Annotated in this window: 23 protein-coding genes and 2 pseudogenes; 16 read left to right on the top strand and 9 right to left on the bottom strand. The window is 50.5% G+C overall.

Annotated elements, in window-relative coordinates; all coding sequences use genetic code 11:
* Positions 1–152: 152 nt before the first annotated feature.
* Entirely contained in the window at positions 153–1,334 is a 1,182-nt protein-coding gene (gene ubiF, locus AYY17_RS08780) for a 3-demethoxyubiquinol 3-hydroxylase (protein ID WP_067423037.1), read from the bottom strand.
* A gap of 204 nt (positions 1,335–1,538) precedes the next feature.
* Between ubiF and miaB the strand changes: the two genes are divergently transcribed.
* The 5 genes and pseudogenes from miaB (at position 1,539) to lnt (ending at position 7,084) form a co-directional block, all read left to right on the top strand.
* The gene (gene miaB / locus AYY17_RS08775; protein ID WP_067423035.1) at positions 1,539–2,978 is read left to right on the top strand and encodes a tRNA (N6-isopentenyl adenosine(37)-C2)-methylthiotransferase MiaB; all 1,440 of its coding nucleotides are present in this window, start codon (positions 1,539–1,541) and stop codon (positions 2,976–2,978) included.
* Positions 2,979–3,029: 51 nt separating this feature from the next.
* A complete protein-coding gene (locus AYY17_RS08770) occupies positions 3,030–4,112 on the top strand; it encodes a PhoH family protein (RefSeq protein ID WP_067423033.1) in 1,083 nt (360 codons plus the stop codon).
* Positions 4,105–4,573 (top strand): annotated as a pseudogene (ybeY, locus tag AYY17_RS08765) (rRNA maturation RNase YbeY). The gene AYY17_RS08770 and the pseudogene ybeY overlap by 8 nt, the downstream one beginning before the upstream one ends.
* A 70-nt stretch (positions 4,574–4,643) precedes the next feature.
* Complete coding sequence (corC, locus tag AYY17_RS08760) at positions 4,644–5,534, top strand: CNNM family magnesium/cobalt transport protein CorC (protein ID WP_067423031.1); 891 nt, start codon at positions 4,644–4,646, stop codon at positions 5,532–5,534.
* The gene (lnt, locus tag AYY17_RS08755) at positions 5,531–7,084 is read left to right on the top strand and encodes an apolipoprotein N-acyltransferase (RefSeq protein WP_067423029.1); all 1,554 of its coding nucleotides are present in this window, start codon (positions 5,531–5,533) and stop codon (positions 7,082–7,084) included. Before corC ends, lnt begins: the two co-directional genes overlap by 4 nt.
* 65 nt (positions 7,085–7,149) lie before the next feature.
* Here lnt and AYY17_RS08750 read toward each other — a convergent pair whose 3' ends face one another.
* From AYY17_RS08750 to AYY17_RS08725, 6 genes and pseudogenes are all read right to left on the bottom strand, one after another.
* The gene (locus tag AYY17_RS08750; protein ID WP_067423025.1) at positions 7,150–7,566 is read right to left on the bottom strand and encodes a helix-turn-helix domain-containing protein; all 417 of its coding nucleotides are present in this window, start codon (positions 7,564–7,566) and stop codon (positions 7,150–7,152) included.
* Positions 7,563–7,873: pseudogene (locus tag AYY17_RS08745) on the bottom strand (type II toxin-antitoxin system HigB family toxin). Before AYY17_RS08745 ends, AYY17_RS08750 begins: the two are co-directional and overlap by 4 nt.
* Before the next feature lie 130 nt (positions 7,874–8,003).
* Positions 8,004–8,507, bottom strand: coding sequence for a protein disulfide oxidoreductase (locus tag AYY17_RS08740; RefSeq protein ID WP_067423022.1), 504 nt, complete (start codon positions 8,505–8,507; stop codon positions 8,004–8,006).
* Positions 8,507–9,235 carry a DsbA family protein gene (locus AYY17_RS08735; RefSeq protein WP_067423020.1) on the bottom strand — a complete coding sequence of 243 codons (729 nt, stop codon included), beginning with the start codon at positions 9,233–9,235 and terminating at the stop codon, positions 8,507–8,509. Before AYY17_RS08735 ends, AYY17_RS08740 begins: the two co-directional genes overlap by 1 nt.
* Positions 9,232–11,271, bottom strand: a complete 2,040-nt coding sequence (locus AYY17_RS08730) for a protein-disulfide reductase DsbD family protein (protein WP_067423519.1) — start codon at positions 11,269–11,271, stop codon at positions 9,232–9,234. The genes AYY17_RS08735 and AYY17_RS08730 overlap by 4 nt, the downstream gene beginning before the upstream one ends.
* A 52-nt stretch (positions 11,272–11,323) precedes the next feature.
* Positions 11,324–11,692 (bottom strand): copper-binding protein, encoded by a 369-nt coding sequence (locus tag AYY17_RS08725; RefSeq protein ID WP_067400193.1) that lies wholly within the window; start codon positions 11,690–11,692, stop codon positions 11,324–11,326.
* Between the two features lie 437 nt (positions 11,693–12,129).
* Between AYY17_RS08725 and AYY17_RS08720 the strand changes: the two genes are divergently transcribed.
* From AYY17_RS08720 to nadD, 8 genes are all read left to right on the top strand, one after another.
* The gene (locus AYY17_RS08720; protein WP_202906397.1) at positions 12,130–13,026 is read left to right on the top strand and encodes a glutamate/aspartate ABC transporter substrate-binding protein; all 897 of its coding nucleotides are present in this window, start codon (positions 12,130–12,132) and stop codon (positions 13,024–13,026) included.
* 251 nt (positions 13,027–13,277) lie between these two features.
* Complete coding sequence (locus tag AYY17_RS08715) at positions 13,278–14,015, top strand: amino acid ABC transporter permease (protein ID WP_067423018.1); 738 nt, start codon at positions 13,278–13,280, stop codon at positions 14,013–14,015.
* Positions 14,015–14,692 carry a glutamate/aspartate ABC transporter permease GltK gene (gltK, locus tag AYY17_RS08710; RefSeq protein ID WP_067423017.1) on the top strand — a complete coding sequence of 226 codons (678 nt, stop codon included), beginning with the start codon at positions 14,015–14,017 and terminating at the stop codon, positions 14,690–14,692. Before AYY17_RS08715 ends, gltK begins: the two co-directional genes overlap by 1 nt.
* Positions 14,689–15,414, top strand: coding sequence for an amino acid ABC transporter ATP-binding protein (locus tag AYY17_RS08705; RefSeq protein WP_067423016.1), 726 nt, complete (start codon positions 14,689–14,691; stop codon positions 15,412–15,414). The genes gltK and AYY17_RS08705 overlap by 4 nt, the downstream gene beginning before the upstream one ends.
* Before the next feature lie 350 nt (positions 15,415–15,764).
* Positions 15,765–18,347, top strand: coding sequence for a leucine--tRNA ligase (gene leuS, locus AYY17_RS08700; protein WP_067423015.1), 2,583 nt, complete (start codon positions 15,765–15,767; stop codon positions 18,345–18,347).
* Between the two features lie 14 nt (positions 18,348–18,361).
* Entirely contained in the window at positions 18,362–18,916 is a 555-nt protein-coding gene (gene lptE / locus AYY17_RS08695; protein WP_202906396.1) for an LPS assembly lipoprotein LptE, read from the top strand.
* The gene (holA, locus tag AYY17_RS08690; protein WP_067423011.1) at positions 18,913–19,956 is read left to right on the top strand and encodes a DNA polymerase III subunit delta; all 1,044 of its coding nucleotides are present in this window, start codon (positions 18,913–18,915) and stop codon (positions 19,954–19,956) included. Before lptE ends, holA begins: the two co-directional genes overlap by 4 nt.
* On the top strand, positions 19,937–20,593 hold the full coding sequence (nadD, locus tag AYY17_RS08685; protein WP_067423009.1) for a nicotinate-nucleotide adenylyltransferase: 657 nt from the start codon (positions 19,937–19,939) through the stop codon (positions 20,591–20,593). The genes holA and nadD overlap by 20 nt, the downstream gene beginning before the upstream one ends.
* 5 nt (positions 20,594–20,598) lie before the next feature.
* Here nadD and AYY17_RS08680 read toward each other — a convergent pair whose 3' ends face one another.
* Positions 20,599–21,318, bottom strand: a complete 720-nt coding sequence (locus AYY17_RS08680; RefSeq protein ID WP_067400168.1) for an SDR family oxidoreductase — start codon at positions 21,316–21,318, stop codon at positions 20,599–20,601.
* Between the two features lie 194 nt (positions 21,319–21,512).
* Here AYY17_RS08680 and AYY17_RS08675 point away from each other — a divergent pair, with 194 nt between their 5' ends.
* Positions 21,513–21,860 carry a winged helix-turn-helix transcriptional regulator gene (locus AYY17_RS08675; RefSeq protein WP_067423007.1) on the top strand — a complete coding sequence of 116 codons (348 nt, stop codon included), beginning with the start codon at positions 21,513–21,515 and terminating at the stop codon, positions 21,858–21,860.
* Here AYY17_RS08675 and AYY17_RS08670 read toward each other — a convergent pair.
* Positions 21,841–22,344 carry a DUF1722 domain-containing protein gene (locus AYY17_RS08670; protein ID WP_067423005.1) on the bottom strand — a complete coding sequence of 168 codons (504 nt, stop codon included), beginning with the start codon at positions 22,342–22,344 and terminating at the stop codon, positions 21,841–21,843. The two genes, AYY17_RS08675 and AYY17_RS08670, sit on opposite strands and share 20 nt — an antisense overlap.
* Before the next feature lie 291 nt (positions 22,345–22,635).
* Between AYY17_RS08670 and rsfS the strand changes: the two genes are divergently transcribed.
* Positions 22,636–22,962, top strand: coding sequence for a ribosome silencing factor (gene rsfS, locus AYY17_RS08665; protein ID WP_082970817.1), 327 nt, complete (start codon positions 22,636–22,638; stop codon positions 22,960–22,962).
* Between the two features lie 3 nt (positions 22,963–22,965).
* On the top strand, positions 22,966–23,436 hold the full coding sequence (gene rlmH / locus AYY17_RS08660) for a 23S rRNA (pseudouridine(1915)-N(3))-methyltransferase RlmH (RefSeq protein ID WP_067370152.1): 471 nt from the start codon (positions 22,966–22,968) through the stop codon (positions 23,434–23,436).
* Positions 23,437–23,484 lie beyond the last annotated feature (48 nt).

Below are 23,484 nucleotides of genomic sequence, written 5' to 3'. Positions count from 1 at the left end.
GCGACAGCAGGCAAAACAAACGAAAAGCATGTGCGCCATGGATGGCGCACCTGAGCGCACAGGGACGTGTTTACAGCGACTTTTCGTTTTTGCCTGCTGTCAGGCAATCCCCGGAGCAGAAGAAATTCTCCGGCTCCGCCTGAATCCGATACTCAAATCCCCAGCGCGTACTTCAGTGCTAATTTCTTCAGCGGAGTGGCCCGTTGTGCTACCGTCAGTGCCAGATTACGCAACGGCTGCAATCCCGGCAGCGTATTACTGAACGCCAGATAAAATGCATCCATCCCCGCCTGCATAAGCAGGTTATCCGGACGGCGGCGGCGCTCATAACGTTTCAGAACTTCTGTACTGCTCCAGTCCTCACAACATGTCCGCGCATTAATTAATACATCCAGCAACGCATCCACATCCCGGTATCCGAGGTTTACTCCCTGTCCGGCCAGCGGATTAATGGTATGTGCCGCATCACCAATCAGGGCAATACCATCCTGAACATAATGCGCTGCATGATGGCGCACCAGCGGAAACGAACCGGCAGCCAGAGGTGTAACCTCACCCAGCCGTGCCGGAAATGCTGTGCGGATCTCGTCCTGCAATTGTGCCATCGGCAACTTACTGAGCTGTCGGATGCGGGCGGGTGAGTCATACCAGACCAATGACGCATATGAATCAAACAACGGCAGAAACGCACGCGGGCCCGACGGGAAAAACTGCTGCCAGGTGAGATCCTGCTGCGCTGCGTGAGTATCAACCGAAATCAGCATACAGGACTGACGGTACTGCCAGCCACGGCTGCCGATGCCGGTCAGCGTTCTGACCTGTGAGCGCGCACCATCAGCACCAATTACCAGGCGGCTGCTCATCTGCTCCCCGCTGTCAAACGTCAGCAACCACTCTCTGCCCTGCTTTGTCATAGTCTGTAACTGCGCCGGACACAAGCAGGTGATGCGTTCATGTGCGGTGACTTTCTCCCACAGCGCCAGTTGCAGTATCCGGTTTTCCACCATATACCCAAGTTCGGGTAACCCGAGGCTCTCTGCGGTAAAGGTGACTTCAGATCCCGGCGTTTCATAGGTTTCCAGTGTCCGGTACGGTACACAGCGCATCGCGCGGATTGCATCCCACACGCCAAGTGCGGCTAATAATTCAACTGACGCCCTGCTGACAGCGGAAATCCGCACATCAGGCTGCGCCTGTGCATCAAAAGGCGCGGGAGCCTGCAACTCTGCAACTGTGACACGAAAACCGGCCTCAGCCAGCCCCAGGGCGCAAGCGGCACCAATCATACCCCCGCCGACGACGGTGACTTCAGAATGTGTTATCGGGTTATCCATGAGATACCTACTTTAATACGTTGATTTTTTGTTCAATTGCCGTAAATTCACCGGGAAAGATGAAGATCCGTGCTGCCGGGTCTGGTCACCGGTGTGTCAAATGAATACAATATCGACCATTGGTTCTGTCAAAACCTGATTGGATACGCACAATGCTTTTCAGTGTTGCGGGTATTATTTCACTGAAAACAGCGGATTGAGAAAATGTCGACGAGTAAAAAACTGTATATAAAAACCTGGGGCTGTCAGATGAATGAATATGATTCATCCAAAATGGCAGACCTGCTGGAAAGCACCCACGGCTACACTTTAACAGACAACTCTGATGAAGCCGATATTCTCCTGCTAAATACCTGCTCTATCCGGGAAAAAGCACAAGAGAAAGTCTTTCATCAGCTCGGTCGCTGGAAAAACCTGAAAGACAAGAATCCGGACATTATTATTTGTGTCGGCGGATGTGTTGCGTCACAGGAAGGGGATTTTATCCGCCGCCGCGCCCCTGCGGTTGATATTGTTTTCGGCCCGCAAACCCTGCACCGACTGCCGGAAATGATCAACAAACTCAGAGGCGATCGCAGCCCGATTGTTGATATCAGCTTTCCGGAAATCGAAAAATTCGACAATCTGCCGGAACCGCGTGCTGACGGCCCTTCTGCGTTTGTGTCTATCATGGAAGGCTGCAATAAATACTGCACATTCTGTGTGGTACCTTACACCCGTGGTGAGGAAGTAAGCCGTCCGTGTGATGATATTCTGTTTGAAATCGCGCAATTAGCCGCACAAGGCGTGCGCGAGGTTAACCTGCTGGGGCAAAACGTAAATGCCTACCGCGGACCGGCATTCGGTGGCGGAATTTGCAGCTTTGCCGAGCTTCTCCGCCTGGTTGCCGCTATTGACGGTATCGACCGTGTCCGCTTTACCACCAGCCATCCGATTGAATTTACAGATGATATTGTTGCTGTGTATGAAGATACACCGGAACTGGTCAGCTTCCTGCATCTGCCGGTACAAAGCGGATCAGACCGTATTCTGACTATGATGAAACGCGCCCATACCGCACTGGAATACAAAAGCATCATCCGTAAAGTGCGCAAAGCACGCCCGGATGTGCTTATCAGTTCTGATTTTATCGTCGGCTTCCCGGGCGAGACAGAAGATGATTTCCAGAAAACTATGCAACTGATTGCCGATATCAAATTTGATATCAGCTACAGCTTTGTTTACTCCGCACGTCCCGGAACACCGGCGGCAGATCTGCCGGATGATGTCAGCGAAGATGAGAAAAAACAGCGCCTGTACCTGTTACAACAGCGTATCACCCAACAGGCGATGAGCCACAGCCGTCAGATGCTGGGAACCGTTCAGCGTATCCTGGTGGAAGGTACGTCCCGCAAAAACGTGATGGAGTTATCCGGACGCACTGAAAGCAACCGCGTGGTCAACTTTGAGGGAACTCCTGAGATGATCGGCAAATTTGTGGACGTTGAAATTGATGACGTTTACACCAATTCACTGCGCGGAAAAATTATCCGGACGGAAGATCAGATGAACCTGCGTGTTCATGAAACACCGGCATCCGTTATCGCCCGTACCCGCAAAGAAGACGAACTGGGTGTGGGTACATATCAGCCAACCACACATTAATCATGATTACGGGCAATTATTCCTGCCCGTAATAAAAAACAGAGAGATTCAGTGACAGATACCTATACATCACCTTCACAGGTTGCCACACAGGAAATATTCCTTGAGCCCGCAGAAAATGCGCGCCTGCAAAGCCTGTGCGGACCGTTTGATGACAACATCAAACTTCTGGAGCGCCGCCTGGGCACCGAAATCAGCCGCCGCGACAACCGTTTCCGGCTGACCGGCAAACCACACTGTGTCAAAGCTGCTGCCGCTATTTTGCGTCAGCTCTATGTGGAAACCTCGCCGGTGCGCGGCGTTATCTGTGATATCGACCCGGAGCAGGTTCACCTGGCGGTCGCAGAAAGCCGTGTGCTTGAGCAGAACGACGAGCACGTTCCGGATTACGGCAAAGCCGTTAATATCAAAACCAAGCGTGGCGTGGTCAAACCCCGCACGCCGAATCAGGCGCAATATATCGCCCATATTCTGGATCATGATATTACCTTCGGTATCGGACCTGCCGGTACCGGGAAAACCTATCTGGCGGTTGCCGCCGCCGTAGATGCACTGGAGCGTCAGGAAGTGCGCCGCATCATGCTGACCCGCCCTGCTGTTGAAGCCGGTGAAAAGCTCGGGTTTTTGCCCGGCGATCTCAGCCAGAAAGTCGATCCTTACCTGCGCCCGCTTTATGACGCACTGTTTGAGATGCTCGGCTTTGAAAAAGTGGAAAAACTGATTGAGCGCAACGTGATTGAAGTGGCCCCGCTGGCCTATATGCGCGGACGCACACTGAACGATGCCTTTATTATTCTCGACGAGAGCCAGAACACCACCATCGAACAGATGAAAATGTTCCTGACCCGCATCGGCTTTAATTCCAAAGCGGTCATTACCGGGGATATTACCCAGATTGACCTGCCGAACGGCAATAAATCAGGACTGCGCCATGCGATTGAAGTGCTGGCAGATGTTCCGGAACTGAGCTTTAACTTCTTCCACAGCGAAGATGTGGTGCGTCACCCGATTGTGGCAAAAGTGGTTATTGCCTATGAAGCGTGGGAAGCCGCAGATCAGAAACGCAAACAGATACTGAAACAGCAGCGCGAAACTGAACGCGCGCAGGCGCAGCAGGAACAATCTCATGAGTAACCCGGTTTTGGATTTACAAATCGCCTGCGAAAATGCAGACGGAATGCCCGCTGAAGCCATGTTTCAGCGCTGGATTGATGCCGTGCTGCCGATGTTTCAGGCAGAAAGTGAAGTCACTATCCGTCTGGTGGATGAAGCAGAAAGTCATGAGCTGAATCTGACATATCGTGGTATGGATAAACCAACCAATGTGCTCTCTTTTCCGTTTGAAGCACCGCCGGAAATTGAACTGTCGCTGCTGGGTGATCTGATTATCTGCCGTCAGGTGGTTGAACGCGAAGCCGCCGAACAGGAGAAAACCGAAGAAGAGCATTGGGCGCACATGGTCATCCACGGTTGCCTGCATTTACTGGGTTATGACCACATCGAAGACGATGAAGCCGAAGAGATGGAAGGGCTGGAAACGGAAATCTTAAAAAAAATTAGGCTATTCTGACCCTTATATCACAGAAAAAGCATAGTCAGAGGTGCCGTTTATATGCTAAATATGACGGCAACTTTTATTGAACCGGGGAATTAAAAAAAACCGCCATGAGCGACGACCATCCATCGGGTAGCGATACACCGAACCAAAAGAAAGGCTTCTTTTCTCAGTTGCGTCAGCAACTGTTCCACGGCGAACCAAAAAGCCGTGAAGACCTCGTAGAGGTCATCCGTGATTCCGAACAAAACGCACTGATCGATCCCGATACCCGTGACATGCTCGAAGGGGTGATGGATATTTCAGATCAGCGGGTTCGCGATATCATGATCCCGCGCTCACAAATCGTGACTCTCAAACGCAATCAGACACTCGACGAGTGCCTGGATGTGATTATTGACTCCGCCCACTCCCGCTTTCCGGTAATAAGCGAAGACAAAGATCACATCGAAGGGCTGCTGATGGCGAAAGATTTACTGCCGTTTATGCGCAGTGATGCCGAAGAGTTCAGTATTGATAAAGTGCTGCGCCATGCTGTTGTTGTGCCTGAAAGTAAGCGGGTGGATCGCCTGCTCAAAGAGTTCCGTTCCCAGCGCTATCATATGGCGATTGTTATCGATGAATTCGGCGGGGTTTCCGGGCTTGTCACCATTGAAGACATTCTGGAGTTAATCGTCGGGGAAATTGAGGATGAGTATGATGACGAGGACGATGTGGATATCCGTCAGCTCAGTCTGCATTCCTACTCAGTCCGCGCCCTGACGCAGATAGAAGATTTTAACGACGCATTCGGTACACACTTCAGTGATGAAGAGGTGGATACTGTCGGCGGGCTGGTTATGCAGGCATTCGGTCATCTGCCGACACGCGGTGAAACGATAGAAATAGATAACTATATGTTCAAAGTTGCGATGGCGGACAGTCGTAAAATTATCCAGTTACATGTTAAGATTCCGGACGATGCTCCCATCCCGACTTTAGATGAAGATAATCTGACATGATGAAATCGTCTCATGGTTTACGCCAGTGGCCGCGTTTGCTGCTGGCGCTTGTTTTCGGGGCCGGCGGAACGCTGGCCTTTTCGCCATTTGATATCTGGTTCTTTGCGCTGACAGCGCTGACCGCCCTGCTGCTTTTAACCCTGAACCGGACGGCAAAACAAGCCTGTGCTATCGGCTTTGCATGGGGACTGGGTTTATTCGGCAGCGGTGTTAACTGGGTTTATGTCAGTATTGCTGATTTCGGCGGTATGCCGGAAGTGGTCAATCTGTTCCTGGTCGTGCTGCTCGCAGCCTATCTCTCGCTCTACCCGATGCTGTTTGCCGGCTTGCTGGTAAAATGCTTCCCTAATGCCACACTCTGGCGCCTGGTGATCGCAGCACCCGCTTTATGGCAACTGACTGAATTTTTACGCGGATGGGTGCTGAGCGGCTTTCCTTGGCTGCAATTCGGTTATACCCAGATTGACGGACCTATGCGGGCGCTTGCGCCGCTGCTCGGCGTCGATGCTATTACCTTCCTGCTGATGATGATAAGCGGCCTTGCCGCGCTCACTGTGGTCAAACGCCGTGTATGGCCTTTGATCCCGGCGCTGGTGCTGCTGTTTGCCCCGTGGCTGGCGAGACATTATCAGTGGTATCAGATGAATAATGACCCGACACAGGTCGCGCTGGTACAGGGTAATATCGCACAATCCCTGAAATGGGAATCCGGCATGCTGGATAAAACGCTGGGAATTTATCTCAAAGAGAGCCGCCCGTATTTCCGGCCTGACACGCTGATTATCTGGCCTGAATCCGCTATTCCGGATTTTGCTGCCAGTCAGACGGCGTTTCTGGAGCAGCTTAACGGGCTGCTGACGCTCAGTGGCGCTCACCTGATAACCGGTGTGGTGGATGCAACCCGCAAAGGAGACAGCACTGAGTATGATGTTTATAACAGCCTGATTGTGCTGGGCAATAACAGTGAATATCGCTATGGCGATAAAAACCGTTATTACAAACATCATCTGGTGCCGTTCGGGGAATATGTGCCGATGGAAGATTTACTGCGCCCGCTGGCGCCGTTCTTTAATCTGCCGATGTCCTCCTTCAGCCGGGGCGATTATGTCCAGCCGCCGCTGACTGCCGGAAAAATCACACTGACGGCGGAGATCTGCTACGAAATCATTCTTGGCGAGCAGGTACGCCAAAACATGACTGATAAAACCGGTGTCCTGCTGACCGTCTCCAATGACGCCTGGTTCGGACGTTCTTCCGGGCCGTGGCAGCATTTCCAGATGGCGCGTATGCGGGCACTGGAACTGGGGCGTCCGTTGTTACGGGCAACCAATAACGGCATTACAGCAGTGATCGCTCCGGATGGCTCAGTGACCGCGCAACTGCCGCAGTTCACGCAGGGCACACTGAGTGCAACCATCACATCGGCTTCCGGCTTCACACCTTACTACCGCATGGGCTCATGGCCGGTCTGGGGTGCAACTGCACTGTTCCTTGTGCTCGCTTTCGCCAAACGCCGCCGGACAAACGAACGACGTCTGAGCTTCCGCTGATACGTTTCTGATAAAAAAATCCCGCAGATGAGACATCACTGCGGGATTTTTTTATCACTGCTGATTTATTTTATAAAAATCGTCACCGGCAGATTAAAGCGGGCGGCAAGCTTGCGCATGTGATCCAGAGACAATACGCGGTCACCTTTAAGGATCCGGCTGACAAAAGAACGAGAGCCGATTTCATCAGGAAAATCGGTCGTATTAAGATGATATTGATCCATTAAGGTGCGCAGAACCGCAACTGAACTGTCACTTTCATGAAGTTTATCATTGAATTGGCGGAATTCCGGAGCATTGTCTTCATACTCATCAATTTTAGTACACAGTATATCAAGCAGCGAATTGTCAGGATCATGCTCAACAAGGTGCTCCACCAGCTTTACCGCATCTTCATAATCTTTTCGTGAGTGGCTGCCGCCAAGTAACGGGACAATATTGATTAAGTTATTTGCTGCCTGAATAGCATCAATGATAATCATTCTTTTGTTCTCCGGTAATACGCGACTAACTTGTCGTACTCTGCGTGAGCAGAAATGTGCTTAATAAATATTTTTTCGCGCTCAAAATCCGCAAAAAATATCATTCTCAGTGAGTTACCGCCAATATCAATCACCCACCATTTTTTTCTGTACTTCATTCGGTCAAGGCACGGAAATACCTTTTTCAGATCGTCCGGCGTACTATAAGAGCCTGCTTTAATGTTTTATAGATATCTGTTAACGCCTGAGCATGGTCAGGAAACCGGCTTGACGCAAGGACAAAAGGCTCTCTCGATATCACGTGCATCATTTATCTCTTATTTTTGTTTCCTGTTTGGCAACAGTATAGCAGCAAGGTTGAATGTTGCCAAACAGGAAATAAAAATCCCGCAGATGAAACATCACTGCGGGATTTTTTATTTAACAGCTAACACAAATTACAGATATTCTGCCCGCCACAGGCGGAGCAGTAAGCCTGGCTTGCTTGTCCAGCCGCTGGTATAACTGACCATCTCACCCTTATCATAAATCACAAAGGTCGGGGTGACATTCACGCCCCATTGCTGTGAGATTTTACCGTCAGGGTCATTTATCACAGGGAAATCATAGCCTTTTACCGCCATTCCCTTTGCCAGACGGCCATCATCACCCGAGCGGATAGCCACCGATACCACATTGTAACCGGACGCCGACAGCTCACTGACGGACGGCGATGTCAGTTTGCAGATCCCGCACCATGATGCCCAAAAATAGACCAGAAGCGGTTTTTCTGCACTCAGCTGTGCGATTGACACCTGAGTGCCGTCTGTCAGAGTCAGCGTCCCGATGGCCTGTAAGTCCGGGGTATCCGGCTTGCGCCAGTAATCCATCGCCTGTGACGCAATAAATAAAAGTACCGCCAGCAGGAGAAATTCCTTTCCCCATCTGCGCAGTAATTTCATTATTTAACCTTAGCCAGTTCTTCTTTAATGACCGCATCTAACTGCGCATCATCAACCGCGCCCGGCAGCATCACATCGCCAATCAGTGTCGCCGGTGTTCCCTGCACGCCGAGCTGCTCTGCCAGCATCATATTCATACGCATGGTATTCATGCTGTTTTCTGTGATTTTTACATCACTCACGTTGGCGGTTTTCATTGCTTTGTCGATATCATCCTGTGTCAGTGCGGTTTTTTTCTGCATAAAGCGATTATGCAACTGAACAAAGGCTTCCGGTTTGGTTTCCCAGACAGAGAGTGCTGCACGGCTTGAGTTCAGCGAGCTTTCACCTTTAAACGGCAGCAGTTTAAATACCACTGCAATATCCGGGTTATTTTTAACAGCAGCTTCTAACTGCGGATCAAAACGTTTGCAATACGGGCAGTTATAGTCAGTAAAAGAGACAATCGTCAGTTTTGGTGTTTTTGAGCCGATGCGCGGCGTGTATTTATCATTAAACAACGCGTCTGCATTCGCTTTTACCGCATCCTTAACTTGTGCGCTCTGCTTTTCATTCTGTTTTTGCTGTAATGCAGCAATCGCTTCTTCCAGAATTTCAGGATTTTTAACCAGCGTATCACGAACCAATTCACGCACCTGCGCTTCCTGGCCGGCTGTTAACGCCGCGGCGTTTGCTGTGGCGGTAAAAAAGAGCGAGCCGATAATTAAAGCTGCGAGTGTTTTTTTCATGGTTCAATTCCTTGTGACTGATTTAATAAGTGTAAGAGGGTTTCTCTGTCGAGTAATGGTGACAATATTTCGCCGCCGGGTAAAGCAGGACCATAAATCTGATTGAACGGTACAGCCAGATGTCCGCGTTTTTCCAGAAATGCCGTGATCTCCGGAGACGGTTTTGTCCAGTCACCGCGCAGTGCGACAACATCCGGTTTGCTCAATTCATTCTGAACATCTTCACGCAGTAATACATTGTATTTATTGGCTTTGCAGGTCACGCACCATTCGGCGGTGACATCCACAAACACCCGTTTTCCCTGAGCTCGCGCCGTCGTAATAGCTTCTTCGGTTAATGGCTGCCAGTCAACATTGTCTCTGACCAGGCTGTCCTGCGGCGTATCAGTGATATTGATACCCGCCCAGATCCCCCCGGTTACCAGCAGAGCCACCAGCGCCGCCGATCCCCGCTTCAGACCGGCACGGCGGAACGCCAGCAGGACTAACACCAGCAATACCACCGCCACTATCACGGCAGCCGTCAGTGTACCGATGTGCGGAATAAGCAGGCTTATCAGCCACAAAGTGGTGATAAACATCATGCCACCCAGCACCAGGCGCAACCCGTTCATCCAGCGGCCCGGTTTCGGCAGGGCTTTTGCGATCCCCGGAAACGCGGCGATCAGCAGCCACGGCAGGCTCATACCCAGCCCGAGAGCGGTGAAAATCAGCCACAACTGAGAATAAGGTGCGACCAGGGCAAATGCGACTGCCGTACCGAGGAAAGGCGCGGTGCAAGGTGTTGCCAGCAGTGTGGCAAACATGCCTTCCATAAAGTGCCCGCGCATGCCTTTTCCGCCGGCTGTTGCCAACTTCGTAGAGGCGTTACTGCTCAGGCTGATGGAGAACACGCCGAACAAATTGGCACTGAACAATAGCGTGACCAGCACCATAAAACCGAGGAACCACGGATTCTGGAACTGGATCCCCCAACCGACCGCACTTTGTGTCAGTCGCAGTACCGAAACCAGCCCCGCCAGGATCCAGAAGGACACCATAATTCCCGATGAGGAAACCAGAAATTGCGTACGGAGCACCCGGCTACCCCGGTTATCCGCATACAATACAGAGCTGAGTTTCATCGCCAGCACCGGTAACACGCATGGCATCACATTGAGGATCAGCCCGCCGAGCAGGGCAAACAACAGTAGCAGAGCAAAAGAGGTACCGCTGTCTGATACTGCACCCGGGGTATCAGTACCGGCGCCAATAGTTGTCGTCAGTGCCTGCGCGGTTGCACCGTCAGTAACCACGACAGACAGTGGCTGTCCGTTTAAATCCCCCGGGGCTTCTCCCCAGTCGTCCGTTACCTTCACAGATGCTGTCAGATTATCGCCGGACACCTTAAAGGAAGGCGCGCCAAATATGATATCTTCCGCTGCATCAAAGAAAAGCTGCGGTGACTGCCAGCCATCCGGGCGGTGCAGTGACATTGTCAGCGTGCCGCCGTTTATCCGGCTGCCTTCAATGGTGATATTACCTTCCGCCTTTGGTACCTGCTGCAGGGCAATATTATACTGCCGGTCAAAATCAGCCGGTGCAGGCTCTGTGGTATCAAGCGATACCGGATAATCTGTCAGAATACAGACATTACTGCATGTTGATAATGTCAGCGTCCCGTTAAGGTCTGACACAGGCTCAGCCGCCGTCACTTCCAGCGGAAACACCACACTGCCGCCATAGCCCTGGGTGGAAAGCCCGGCGACCTCAAAACGCTGCGGTGCAGGCCAGAACCACTGAGAACGGATATTTTCCGTCTGCCAGATCAGTTCAGGGGCAACGCCACCTTCACCGGGAGACTGCCAGTACGTCTTCCAGCCGGGTTGTAATTCAACCGCCAGCAGCAGACGCAATTTTCCGTCTTTCCATTGGTCTGATGTGACTTTCACCCGGGCATGAGTGTTTTGCGGCATATCTGTCCAGCCGGTATCAGCCGCATGCACGTTTGTTAACGTGAACAGAAACAGCACAAATGCTGTTAATACAGAACGCATAATTTTTTTATCTCCGAATAAGCGAAAAACCAACAATATGAATTGCCGGACGCTAAATCCTCAGGACACAAAAATGGAGATGCCTGCGCAGGCGCATAAGCGGGATGAGTTGCCGCCAGGAACGCGAACGGTAGCGTACAGGGGAAATATTCGCGGTAATGACGAAGAAAAGAAAGGCAAAAAAGAGAGGTTCTGCTGAGAACGGCGGTACCGTACTCAGGGACTTGGCACTGATATCACAGGTACTGCCGGATGAGACGTTTTCTGTCCCGGCGTCACTTATCAGCACTTGTGATATAACATCCGCAGACGGGCTCTGACTGACACGGGTTGCGCCAGACATCCGTTGTGTCACACACAACAAGATAAAGAATAATGTGAAAAACAGCAGCAGATAACCCTGCCTGCGTTGCTTCAGCATAGCCCGCTCCCTGATAGTTAGCGCTTATCTTACACAGCCTGCAATTTCAGACAACTTAATAACCATAACTTTACACATTTTACCGTAATCATCTCTCTTTCGCTCAGAGTTCCGGAAAATTGTCACATCAGCGGAATATCACGTCAAATCATTTATCCATATAAATAATAAACTGGCACGATAGTCAAACACACTACCAGATAAATAAAAAAACCGAAAACAACAGCATATAAGCCTGAAGATAGTGAAAATAACATAATTTAATACGAATGGTTATTTACATTGCAACTTGCATATCTTTATCAGACAGAGTGAGAGGGATATCCCGATTTAAAACAAATTCGCTTTCATTAATTAACAGTTGTGTTTTATTTTTAACAACACGGTCACATAAGCAGTACACATCGTTATACCTCTTCCCAAAAAAGGAGTTGTTTATGCGCAAGTTACTTTTGTCGGTACTTATCACCAGTGCCGCACTCGCCAGTGCCGCCGTTTCTGCCGAAGAGTTAACCGGCACACTAAAAAAAATCAATGATAACGGTGTCATTGTCGTCGGTCACCGGGAATCCTCCGTTCCCTTCTCTTATTATGATAATCAGCAAAATGTGGTCGGGTATTCTCAGGACTACTCCAATAATATTGTTGATGCGGTTAAGAAAACACTGAACAAACCGGATCTTCAGGTAAAACTGATCCCTATCACCTCACAAAACCGGATTCCGTTATTACAAAACGGTACGTTTGATTTTGAGTGCGGCTCTACCACCAACAACCTGGCCCGCCAGCAACAAGCCGCATTCTCCAACACTATTTTTGTCGTCGGTACCCGCCTGCTGACCGGTAAAGACTCCGGTATCAAAGATTTTGCCGATCTCGCCGGTAAAAACGTGGTGGTCACCTCCGGTACAACCTCTGAAATGCTGCTGAATAAGCTCAATGATGAGAAACAGATGAAAATGCGCATTATCAGCGCCAAAGATCACGGGGATGCTTTCCGTACCCTGGAGTCCGGCCGTGCTGTTGCGTTTATGATGGATGATGCTCTGCTCGCCGGTGAGCGTGCCAAAGCGAAAAAATCAGATAACTGGGTGATTGTCGGCACACCGCAGTCCGAAGAAGCTTACGGCTGTATGCTGCGTAAAGATGATCCGCAGTTCAAGGCACTGATCGACAAAACCGTCGCTGATGCCCAGACCTCAGGTAAAGCTGAAAAATCCTATACCCGCTGGTTCAATGAGCCGATCCCGCCTAAAAATCTTAACCTGAAATTTGAATTATCCAATGAAATGAAAGGGCTGTTCAAAGCACCGAACGATAAAGCCTTTGAATAATACGGCGTCCGCGCCGGATATGACGGGCTTGCCCCGTCCGGATTGCAGGATATAACCATACCCGACGTCATTCAGAATGCAGCCAACAAACCTGCGGTTTGAATGAATAAGGATATAAGACCGCTGCGCCCGCATGCCTTACTTGTTGCGGGCGCAGACAATAATACCGCTGTCCGCCGGATGTAAATCCATTGTCACCACAGACTATTTCTCTTGTACAGGGAGTTCGTTCTTTTAACGGGAGCCGCGCTATGTCAGCTAACTGGGATTGGGGGATTTTTTTTCAGCCCGCCCCCTTCGGCAATACCACCTACTTCGGCTGGATCCTGTCCGGTCTGAAAGTCACGGTAATGCTGTCAATTTGTGCCTGGATTATCGCCTTTCTGGTGGGATCTCTGTTCGGCATTCTGCGTACCGTACCGAACCGGTTTCTCTCTTCGCTCGGCACTGTTTATGTGGAAATTTTCCGTAATGTACCTCTGATCGTCCAGTTTTTTACCTGGTATCTGGTTATCCCGGAATTCCTGCCACCGGCTGTCCGTGACTGGTTTAAGATGGATCTCGATCCGAATATCCAGTTCTTTATTTCCTCAATGCTTTGTCTGGGGCTGTTTACCGCTGCCCGTATGACAGAACAGGTGCGCGCCGCTATTCAGTCACTGCCGCGCGGTCAGAAAGCTGCCGGTCTTGCGGTGGGACTAACACTGCCACAGACTTACCGCTATGTCCTGCTGCCGAATGCTTACCGCGTAATTATTCCGCCGATGACATCCGAAATGCTGAATCTGGTGAAAAACTCTGCTATCGCCTCCACAATCGGTCTGGTTGATATGGCAGCACAGGCAGGAAAATTACTCGATTACTCCGCCCGGGCGTATGAATCCTTTACCGCCATCACCCTCGCGTATGTCGGCATTAACATCATTATTATGGTCGCAATGCATTTACTGGAAAAACGGGTACGTCTGCCCGGGACGGGAGGTCACTGATGTACGAATTTGACTGGAGTTCCGTGATGCCGGGTATGCCGTTCCTGTTACAGGGGCTGGCTATCACCGCTAAAATAACCATCACCGCCATTGTTATCGGGATCCTCTGGGGAACCGTGCTGGCGATGATGCGTCTTTCCTCTGTAAAAGCCATCAGATGGATAGCCGCTCTCTATGTGAATGCCTTTCGTTCCGTGCCGCTGGTAATGGTGCTGCTGTGGTTTTATCTGATTGTGCCTAACTTAGTCCAAAATGTTCTTGGCATATCACCAAAAACAGATATCCGTCTGATCTCCGCTATGATAGCGTTCTCTTTGTTTGAAGCCGCCTATTATGCTGAAATTATCCGCGCGGGGATCCAAAGCGTCTCTAAAGGACAAACCTCCGCCTCACTGGCGCTGGGCATGACCAAAATGCAGACCATGCGTCTGGTTATTCTGCCCCAGGCATTCAGGGCCATGATCCCGCTGCTGCTGACCCAGGGCATTGTATTGTTCCAGGATACCTCTCTGGTGTATGTCCTCAGCCTGACGGATTTCTTCCGTACCGCCAGCAATATCGGCGAGCGCGACGGAACACAAATAGAGATGGTGCTGTTTGCCGGTGCTGTGTACTTTATTATCAGTTTTGCGGCGTCAATGCTGGTTAATTATCTCAAGAAAAGGACTGTGTCATGATCTCCCTGAAAAATGTATCCAAATGGTACGGTCAGTTCCGTGTCTTAACCGACTGCTCGACCGACGTCAAAAAAGGGGAAGTGGTTGTCGTGTGCGGTCCGTCCGGATCCGGCAAATCCACACTGATAAAAACGGTTAATGGTCTGGAGCCGGTTCAGGAAGGCGAAATCTTTGTCGACGGCACACAGGTTAATAATAAACGGACTAATCTGGCAAAACTGCGCTCAAAGGTAGGGATGGTCTTCCAGCACTTTGAGTTGTTCCCTCACCTCTCTATTATTGAAAACCTGACTCTGGCGCAGGTTAAAGTGCTGAACCGCGACAAAGCGGCGGCAAAAGAGAAAGCGCTGAAACTGCTGGAGCGCGTAGGGCTGAGCAGCCATGCGGATAAATTCCCGTCACAGCTCTCCGGCGGACAACAGCAGCGTGTGGCAATTGCCCGCGCACTCTGTATGGATCCCGTGGCGATGCTGTTTGATGAACCGACATCGGCTCTTGACCCTGAAATGATCAATGAAGTGCTGGATGTTATGGTCGAACTGGCTCATGAAGGAATGACGATGATGGTTGTCACCCACGAAATGGGATTTGCCCGTAAAGTGGCGGATCGCGTGATTTTTATGGATGAAGGCAAAATCGTCGAAGACAGTAAAAAAGAGGATTTCTTTGTCAATCCGAAATCGGATCGCGCCAAAGAGTTTCTCGCCAAAATCCTGCATTAATGTACATATACCCAACGTCATTCAAGTTGCAGGCAGGCGGTAAGTGAAACCAGACGGGGAGCATAGGTAAACTATGTGACCCGGCTGGTTTCACGCGGCCAACGAACCTGCGGTTTGAATGAATAAGGGTATAAATGTTCAGAACGGCCGGTTCAGTACCGGCCTTTTCCCCCTCTCACCGCACTTCCCCTGCTTTTTTCACCCCTTATCGAGCTTAACTGTTGTTCCCTCAGGGGCATATCGGCTATGCTAACGAGTCTGATATTAATAAAATCCTATATCCCGAGCTGAACGCTGCGGCATTATATGCAGCGCGTCCGGCAGTTACTCACCACAGGAATACCGGTGCCATGCAAGAACAATATCGTCCCGAAGACATAGAGCAACAAGTCCAGAGTCACTGGCAGGAAAAACAAACATTTAAAGTGACTGAAGATAACAGTAAAGAAAAATACTACTGTCTGTCTATGCTACCGTATCCTTCCGGACGACTACACATGGGCCACGTACGTAACTACACCCTGGGTGATGTGATGTCGCGCTACCAGCGGATGCTGGGGAAAAACGTATTACAACCAATCGGCTGGGATGCGTTTGGTCTTCCGGCTGAAGGTGCGGCGGTAAAAAATAATACCGCACCTGCTCCCTGGACTTACGCCAATATTGATTACATGAAAAACCAGTTAAAAAAACTGGGTTTTGCTTACGACTGGGATCGCGAAGTCACCACCTGTACGCCGGAATATTACCGCTGGGAACAGTGGTTCTTCACCAAACTGTTTGAAAAGGGAATGGCGTATAAAAAGACGTCTGCTGTCAACTGGTGCCCGCATGACCTGACAGTCCTTGCAAACGAACAGGTTATCGACGGCTGCTGCTGGCGCTGTGATACCCCGGTTGAGCGCAAAGAGATCCCGCAGTGGTTTATTAAAATCACCGCTTACGCGGAAGAACTGCTCAATGACCTCGATAAACTGGATGAGTGGCCGGAACAGGTCAAAACCATGCAGCGTAACTGGATTGGCCGCTCAGAAGGGGTGGAAATCACCTTTGATGTGGCTGACAGCGACGAAAAACTGAGTGTCTACACCACCCGTCCTGATACCTTTATGGGCGTGACTTACCTGGCTGTCGCCGCAGGTCACCCGCTGGCACAACAGGCTGCGCTGAATAACCCGGCCCTGAAAGATTTCATTGATGAATGCCGTAATACCAAAGTGGCTGAAGCTGAAATGGCCACGATGGAGAAAAAAGGCGTTGCAACCGGCATGTATGCTGTTCATCCGCTGTCCGGTGAAAAAGTACCTGTCTGGGTCGCCAACTTTGTTCTGATGGAATACGGTACGGGTGCGGTAATGGCGGTTCCTGCCCACGATCAGCGCGACTGGGAGTTTGCCCGTAAATACGATTTAACCCTGAAAGCGGTTATCCTCGATGATAACGGCAATGCACCTGATTTAAGTGCCGCTGCCATGACCGGTAAAAATGCCCTGTTTAATTCAGGCGAATTTGATGGTCTGGATAATACCGCCGGGTTCAATGCGGTTGCTGACAAACTGGTTGCCCTGGGTGCCGGTCAGCGCAAAGTAAACTACCGCCTGCGCGACTGGGGGGTTTCCCGTCAGCGTTACTGGGGCGCGCCAATCCCGATGGCAACACTGGAAGACGGAACGGTAGTCCCGGTTCCGGAAGACCAGCTCCCGGTTATTCTGCCGGAAGATGTGGTTATGGATGGCATTACCAGCCCGATTAAAGCTGATCCTGAGTGGGCAAAAACCACTATTAATGGTCAGCCGGCGCTGCGTGAAACCGATACCTTTGATACCTTTATGGAATCCTCCTGGTATTACGCCCGTTACTGCTGCCCGGATTACGACAAAGGTATGCTGGACCCGGCTGCGGCAAACTACTGGCTGCCGGTCGATCAGTATATCGGTGGTATTGAACACGCCATCATGCACCTGATGTATTTCCGCTTCTTCCACAAACTGATGCGCGATGCAGGTCTGGTTAATTCTGATGAACCGGCTAAGCGTCTGTTATGTCAGGGAATGGTACTGGCAGATTCATTCTACTATACCGATACCGATGGTCACCGTGTCTGGGTTTCTCCGGAAGATGCCATTCTTGAGCGTGATGATAAAAACCGGGTTATCAAAGCAACTGATAATGAAGGTCGTGAGCTGGTTTACACCGGTATGAGTAAAATGTCGAAATCGAAAAATAACGGCGTTGACCCTCAGATCATGGTCGAAAAATACGGTGCGGATACTGTCCGCCTGTTTATGATGTTTGCCGCACCACCGGAGCTGACACTGGAATGGCAGGAGTCCGGTGTGGAAGGCGCAAACCGCTTTATCCGCCGTGTCTGGCGCCTGGTGTTCGAGCACACGCAGAAAGGCAAAACCGGTACACTGGATCTGACCACGCTGACTGCAGAGCAGAAAGATCTGCGCCGCGCGCTGCATAAAACCATCGCCAAAGTCAGTGATGATGCAGGCCGCCGTCAACAGTTCAATACGGTTATCGCCGCGATTATGGAACTGATGAACAAATTGCTGCAGGCACCTCAGAAAACGGAGCAGGATCGCGCCCTGATGCAGGAAGCGCTGGATGCTATTATTCTGATGCTGTCCCCGATCATTCCGCACGCCGGTTTCACCCTGTGGAAAGCACTCGGTCATGAAACGGATGTGGATGATGCGCAGTGGCCGGTTGCCAGCGAAGACGCAATGATTGATGATACCAAACTGATTGTTATCCAGATCAACGGTAAAGTCCGCGGTCGTATCACTGTCGCTGCTGATGCGGTGCAGGATGCGGTATTAGCGCAGGCGTCGGAAGAGCAGAATGTCGTGAAATACCTCGAAGGTGTGAGTATTCGCAAAGTCATTTATGTCCCGGGTAAGTTACTGAACCTGGTTGTAGGTTAATTTAAGGAGATATCGTGCGACATCGCATTATGACGCTGTTGCTCGGGTTTGCGGTGCTGGTCACCGCAGGCTGCGGCTTCCAGCTGCGTGGTACCACGCAAATTCCGGCTGAATTACAGAAACTGCAAATCAGCACCGGTGATCCGTACGGCGCACAGACCCGTGCTATCCGCCAGCAATTACGGCTAAATAACGTGCAGATTATTGAGAGCGGTGACGCATCAATCCCTGTGCTGAAAATTGTCAGTTCTTCTGAAGGTTCGGAAGAAACCGTCTCTGTTTTCCAGGATGGTAAAGCCGCTGAAAAAGAACTGGTCTATTTCCTGAATGCCCAGGTCATTATGCCGAACGGCTCAGTGTATCCGCTGAGTGTTCGTGTAGAGCGTTCATTCTTTGATAACCCGCTGGAAGCACTGGCAAAAGATGCGGAAAAAGACATGGTGCGTGACGAAATGCGCGAGCAGGCCGCCGCCCGTCTTATCCGTAAACTTCTGGTTATTCAGCCATCTGAGCAGCAAAAGCAACATGAGAACGCTGAAGCTGCTGAGATTGTCACACCCAAGGCATGATAAAAGTTTCACCTGAGCAACTCATAACGCAGCTCCGTTCGGGGCTGCGTGAACGTTATCTCCTCTGGGGTAACGAACCCTTATTACTTCAGGAATCCCGGGATGCTATCCGCCATGCGGCGCAGGAGCAGGGATTTGATGAACACTACAGCTTCAGCATCGAGCAACATACTGACTGGGATGAAATTTTTTCTGTCTGCCGGTCACTCAGTCTGTTTGCCGGAAGGCAAACGCTGACACTGTATCTGCCGGAAAATGGCGCAAACGCCGCCATGGGCGAACAGCTTCTGAAACTCGCCGGGCTGCTGCACCCTGATTTGCTGCTTATCCTGCGCGGCTACAAACTGACCAAGGCACAGGAAAACAGCGCCTGGTTTAAAGCTATATCGCAGGATGCTGCCTATATTACCTGTATGACACCGGAACTGAGCCGCCTGCCGCAATGGGTAACCGCGCGGGCAGCACTGCTTGAGCTACAGCCGGATGAACAGGCCGTGCGCCTGCTCTGCTATTGTTATGAGGGAAACCTGCTGGCGCTCTCCCAGGCACTCTCGCGTCTGGCACTTATCTACCCGGACGGAAAACTGACACTGCCCCGCGTGGAATCAGCGGTCAATGATGCCGCGCATTTTACGCCGTATCACTGGACTGATGCTCTGCTGGCGGGAAAAAGTAAGCGTGCCTGCCATATCCTGCAACAATTACTGGCGGAAGACAGCGAACCTGTTATTTTGCTGCGCACTGTTCAGCGGGAAGTGATGCAGTTACTGACCTTACAGCGGGAAAGCCGCCACCAGCCGCTGCGTACTTTATTTGATAAGCACCGTGTCTGGCAGAACCGCAGGACACTGCTCAGTGACGCACTGGCACGGCTCTCAGCACAAACTTTGCAGGTTGCGATAACCCTGATAGCCCGTATTGAAATCCGCCTTAAACAGGACTACGGTCAGTCTGTTGGGGATGATTTCCTGACACTGACACTGCTTCTGAGTGGTAAAGCACAGACAGGACAACTCCTCTATGATGAACAACGCGGATAACAGTATTCTCGCGCTTTATGGCGGAACATTTGACCCGGTCCATCAGGCACATATCAATACCGTAAAAGCGATGGCTGCCGTTGCCGGGCTGGAGCAGGTTATTTTACTGCCGAACAATGTCCCGCCGCACCGCCCGCAGCCAAAGGCTGATGCACGTCAGCGTCTGATGATGGCAACACTGGCGGTACAGGGTGATCCGCTGTTCCGGGTGGACGATCGCGAGCTGCGCCGGGATGCACTTTCGTATACTGTCGAAACGCTGCGTCAGTACCGGGCTGAGATTGGCCCGCAACAGTCACTGGCATTTATCATCGGGCAGGATTCTTTACTCAGCATTGATACCTGGCATGAATGGGATAAGATTTTAACCTTATGTCATCTGCTGGTGTGCAAACGCCCGGGTTATTCACTGGATTTTCCGTCGGAAAGGCTGGCTGACTGGTTTGTGGAACATCTGATCACCACGCCGGAAAGCCTGCATCAGTCTCCGTGTGGCTATATTTTTCTGGCTGATACCCCGCTGTTTCCTATTTCAGCCACGAATATCCGTGAGCGGCTGAAAAATGGCGAGGATTGCCGTGATCAGCTCGCCCCCGCCGTTCAGAATTATATCCTTACCCAGGGGCTTTACCGCTGACTATATCAGCTTGCCTGTTTTGTTTTCGCAATCACAATTTCGCGGATACACACATCCTGCGGCTGGTTGTATGCAAATTCAATGCAGTCAGCTATTTTTTCCGGTGCCAGTCCTGACTGAATATCTTTTTTCCAGGTCTGGTAGTTCTGCTTAATTTCTTCATTTGTGGTGTGGCTTAATAATGGTGTTTCAACCACACCCGGTGCAATCGTAATTAAGCGGACATTGGCTGACGCCACTTCTTCACGGATATTTTCTGTAATGGCATGAACCGCAAATTTAGTTCCGCAATAAACTGAATGATTCGGGAATGTTTTTCTTCCGGCAATCGAGCTGATATTAATAATCGTGCCCTCTTCCCGTTGCACCATGTCATGCAATACAACGTTAATACCTGTCAGTACACCGGTAATATTAACATCCACCATTTGCTGCCATTCACTGAAATCCTGGTCATACGGATTATCCAGCAACATGACGCCCGCACAGTTAATTAATAAATCTGTTTTGCCATAAAGCCCTTCCGCTTCATGGATTGCTGCTTTCATTGCATTGAGATCGGTCACATCAACACGTTTGCACAGACTGTCGGGCAGATTAAAGCTCTCCAGAATTTGTTCACGGCGCGCCAATAATAATACCGGATGCCCGGCCTGACTCATGCGTTTTGCAACAGCTTCACCAATACCGGAACTTGCGCCTGTGATAACGACTAATTTTTTCATTGTATTTACCTTGTTTGTATATACCCAACGTCATTCAGAATGCAGGCAGGCGGGCTGAGTACCGCCAACGAACCTGCAATTTGAATGAATAAGGGTATAAATAAAATTTGCACAATTCTATTCCTTACGTTACACATAGCAAGTAGGCAGATTTATTTCACAAAGTTACCTCAAGGTAACCAATGGATAGCCAAATGAATAAAATTGAAGTAGTCAGCGAAATAGAAGTAACGCTCTCCGTTATCGGTGGGAAATATAAACCATTAATTTTAAATTTATTATCTGATAAAACCGTTCAGCGATTCGGTGAAATACGGACTTACATTGCCAATATTTCACAAAAAACTTTAACCAATCAATTACGTGAATTAGAAGCTGACGGATTGGTTACCCGGGAAATATTTGCCGAAGTACCGCCCCGCGTTGAATATACGATTACAGATAAAGGCCGCTCACTGATCCCCATTCTGATGCTGATGTGTGACTGGGGATATAATAATATGGGCGACCGTTACACTCTGCTCAGACCTGAGTGTGACTGACTGACCCATCTGCCGCCACAGGTTGTAACAACGCCTGATCACACAAGTAACGGACGTCGTGAAGCTGCGCATAATGCAAAAGCATCGCTTTTACTGCCTCCGGCGTATCCGTTCCCTGCCGGTAAGCCAGGATCATGTCGGTCATCTGCTGTTTTTCCTGCGTTGTCAGCAAACGCTTAAAATAGCCCTGCATGTGCATCAGTGCATTGGTCATATTGGCACGGGTCGCCGGCTGTGAAAATGCGCTCACTAATGCCTGTGTCCAGGTTTCAGCTGTGTCACACAGCGCTGCCGGTGACAAGGTTCCGGCCTGAGCCAGCAGACGCCCTGTTGTTTTATACAACGCAGGAGAATATGCCATCAGTGCATATTTATAGCGGCTGTGAAGACGGATAAGCACTGCGGCACGGACAGGCGGTTGCAACGCCCGCGCTTCATCGTCCGGCAGTGACCATTTGCCGCCGGGAACGTCCCCGTATGTCATTTGCTCCCTCCTGAGCCTGTAAAATATAATAATAGTACAGAAACGGATGATTTCTGTTTTTCTGTCAGCACCTTTACTCATATTTCTTTAATCTTTACTTCTTTGTATTCCCCCGGTTCGCTGGTATTCTTGCCGTGCCGGTGACAACATCCGGGCGAGCCTCGCAAAATCGTCCCGTGTAACGTAAAATAGTGACTATTCTCCGGCACACAGTAACCCCGTATGCAGTGCATTGTACTGCCGGTAACATTTCCGGGGGGCCGTTTTTGTTATCCATTTATCCAGAATAAGGTGAACCTTTTGCAAGGCACAGAATTACTTGAGTTTATTATAGACAAACTTGAAGACTCCAAAGCACAGGATATTATTACTATTGATGTCCGCGGCCAGTCCAGTGTCACAGATTACATGCTCATTTGCACCGGCACATCAAGCCGTCATCTGGCATCCGTGGCAGATAACCTGGTAACAGACTGCCGTCAGGCCGGTCTGATGCCACTCGGCGTGGAAGGTCAGGGTGTCTCTGACTGGATCGTCGTCGACCTCGGTGAAGTCATCGTGCATGTAATGCAGGAAGAGAGCCGCCGTATGTACGAATTAGAGAAGCTCTGGAGCTAAGTTTTGAAGTTACAGCTCATTGCCGTCGGTACTAAAATGCCCGATTGGGTCGAAACCGGATTTCAGGATTATCTTCATCGTTTTCCGAAAGATATGCCATTTGAATTAACCGAAGTCCCGGCAGGGAAACGGGGTAAGAATGCCGATATCAAACGGATACTTGAAAGAGAAGGTGAATTAATGCTGGCGGCAGTGGGTAAAGGCAACCGGATTGTCACCCTGGATATTCCCGGCGACCGCTGGGATACGCCACAGCTGGCGGGACAACTGGAGCGCTGGAAACAGGACGGGCGTAATATCAGCCTGCTTATCGGCGGGCCTGAAGGATTAGCGCCTGCCTGCAAAACTGCTGCGGAGCAGAGCTGGTCGCTCTCCCCGCTGACACTTCCTCACCCGCTCGTGCGTGTGCTGGTAGCAGAAAGTTTATACCGTGCATGGAGTATTACCGCTAACCATCCGTATCATAGGGAATAACACCGGTGCCCGGTTTTAATTCGCCAGACGGCGATAAGAAAAAACGCA

Source organism: Morganella psychrotolerans, assembly GCF_001676055.1.
GTDB lineage: Bacteria > Pseudomonadota > Gammaproteobacteria > Enterobacterales > Enterobacteriaceae > Morganella > Morganella psychrotolerans_B.
The sequence above is the reverse complement of the archived record's forward strand: the minus strand, read 5'-3'. Positions and strand labels throughout refer to the sequence as shown.

Excerpts from the sequence above, each read along its gene's own strand:
- ubiF (WP_067423037.1), bottom strand. The coding sequence starts at position 1,334 with ATGGATAACCCGATAACACATTCTGAAGTCACCGTCGTCGGCGGGGGT.
- miaB (WP_067423035.1), top strand. The coding sequence starts at position 1,539 with ATGTCGACGAGTAAAAAACTGTATATAAAAACCTGGGGCTGTCAGATG.
- corC (WP_067423031.1), top strand. The coding sequence starts at position 4,644 with ATGAGCGACGACCATCCATCGGGTAGCGATACACCGAACCAAAAGAAA.
- lnt (WP_067423029.1), top strand. The coding sequence starts at position 5,531 with ATGATGAAATCGTCTCATGGTTTACGCCAGTGGCCGCGTTTGCTGCTG.
- AYY17_RS08750 (WP_067423025.1), bottom strand. The coding sequence starts at position 7,566 with ATGATTATCATTGATGCTATTCAGGCAGCAAATAACTTAATCAATATT.
- AYY17_RS08740 (WP_067423022.1), bottom strand. The coding sequence starts at position 8,507 with ATGAAATTACTGCGCAGATGGGGAAAGGAATTTCTCCTGCTGGCGGTA.
- AYY17_RS08735 (WP_067423020.1), bottom strand. The coding sequence starts at position 9,235 with ATGAAAAAAACACTCGCAGCTTTAATTATCGGCTCGCTCTTTTTTACC.
- AYY17_RS08730 (WP_067423519.1), bottom strand. The coding sequence starts at position 11,271 with ATGCGTTCTGTATTAACAGCATTTGTGCTGTTTCTGTTCACGTTAACA.
- AYY17_RS08725 (WP_067400193.1), bottom strand. The coding sequence starts at position 11,692 with ATGCTGAAGCAACGCAGGCAGGGTTATCTGCTGCTGTTTTTCACATTA.
- AYY17_RS08720 (WP_202906397.1), top strand. The coding sequence starts at position 12,130 with ATGCGCAAGTTACTTTTGTCGGTACTTATCACCAGTGCCGCACTCGCC.
- AYY17_RS08715 (WP_067423018.1), top strand. The coding sequence starts at position 13,278 with ATGTCAGCTAACTGGGATTGGGGGATTTTTTTTCAGCCCGCCCCCTTC.
- gltK (WP_067423017.1), top strand. The coding sequence starts at position 14,015 with ATGTACGAATTTGACTGGAGTTCCGTGATGCCGGGTATGCCGTTCCTG.
- AYY17_RS08705 (WP_067423016.1), top strand. The coding sequence starts at position 14,689 with ATGATCTCCCTGAAAAATGTATCCAAATGGTACGGTCAGTTCCGTGTC.
- leuS (WP_067423015.1), top strand. The coding sequence starts at position 15,765 with ATGCAAGAACAATATCGTCCCGAAGACATAGAGCAACAAGTCCAGAGT.
- holA (WP_067423011.1), top strand. The coding sequence starts at position 18,913 with ATGATAAAAGTTTCACCTGAGCAACTCATAACGCAGCTCCGTTCGGGG.
- nadD (WP_067423009.1), top strand. The coding sequence starts at position 19,937 with ATGATGAACAACGCGGATAACAGTATTCTCGCGCTTTATGGCGGAACA.
- AYY17_RS08680 (WP_067400168.1), bottom strand. The coding sequence starts at position 21,318 with ATGAAAAAATTAGTCGTTATCACAGGCGCAAGTTCCGGTATTGGTGAA.
- AYY17_RS08675 (WP_067423007.1), top strand. The coding sequence starts at position 21,513 with ATGAATAAAATTGAAGTAGTCAGCGAAATAGAAGTAACGCTCTCCGTT.
- AYY17_RS08670 (WP_067423005.1), bottom strand. The coding sequence starts at position 22,344 with ATGACATACGGGGACGTTCCCGGCGGCAAATGGTCACTGCCGGACGAT.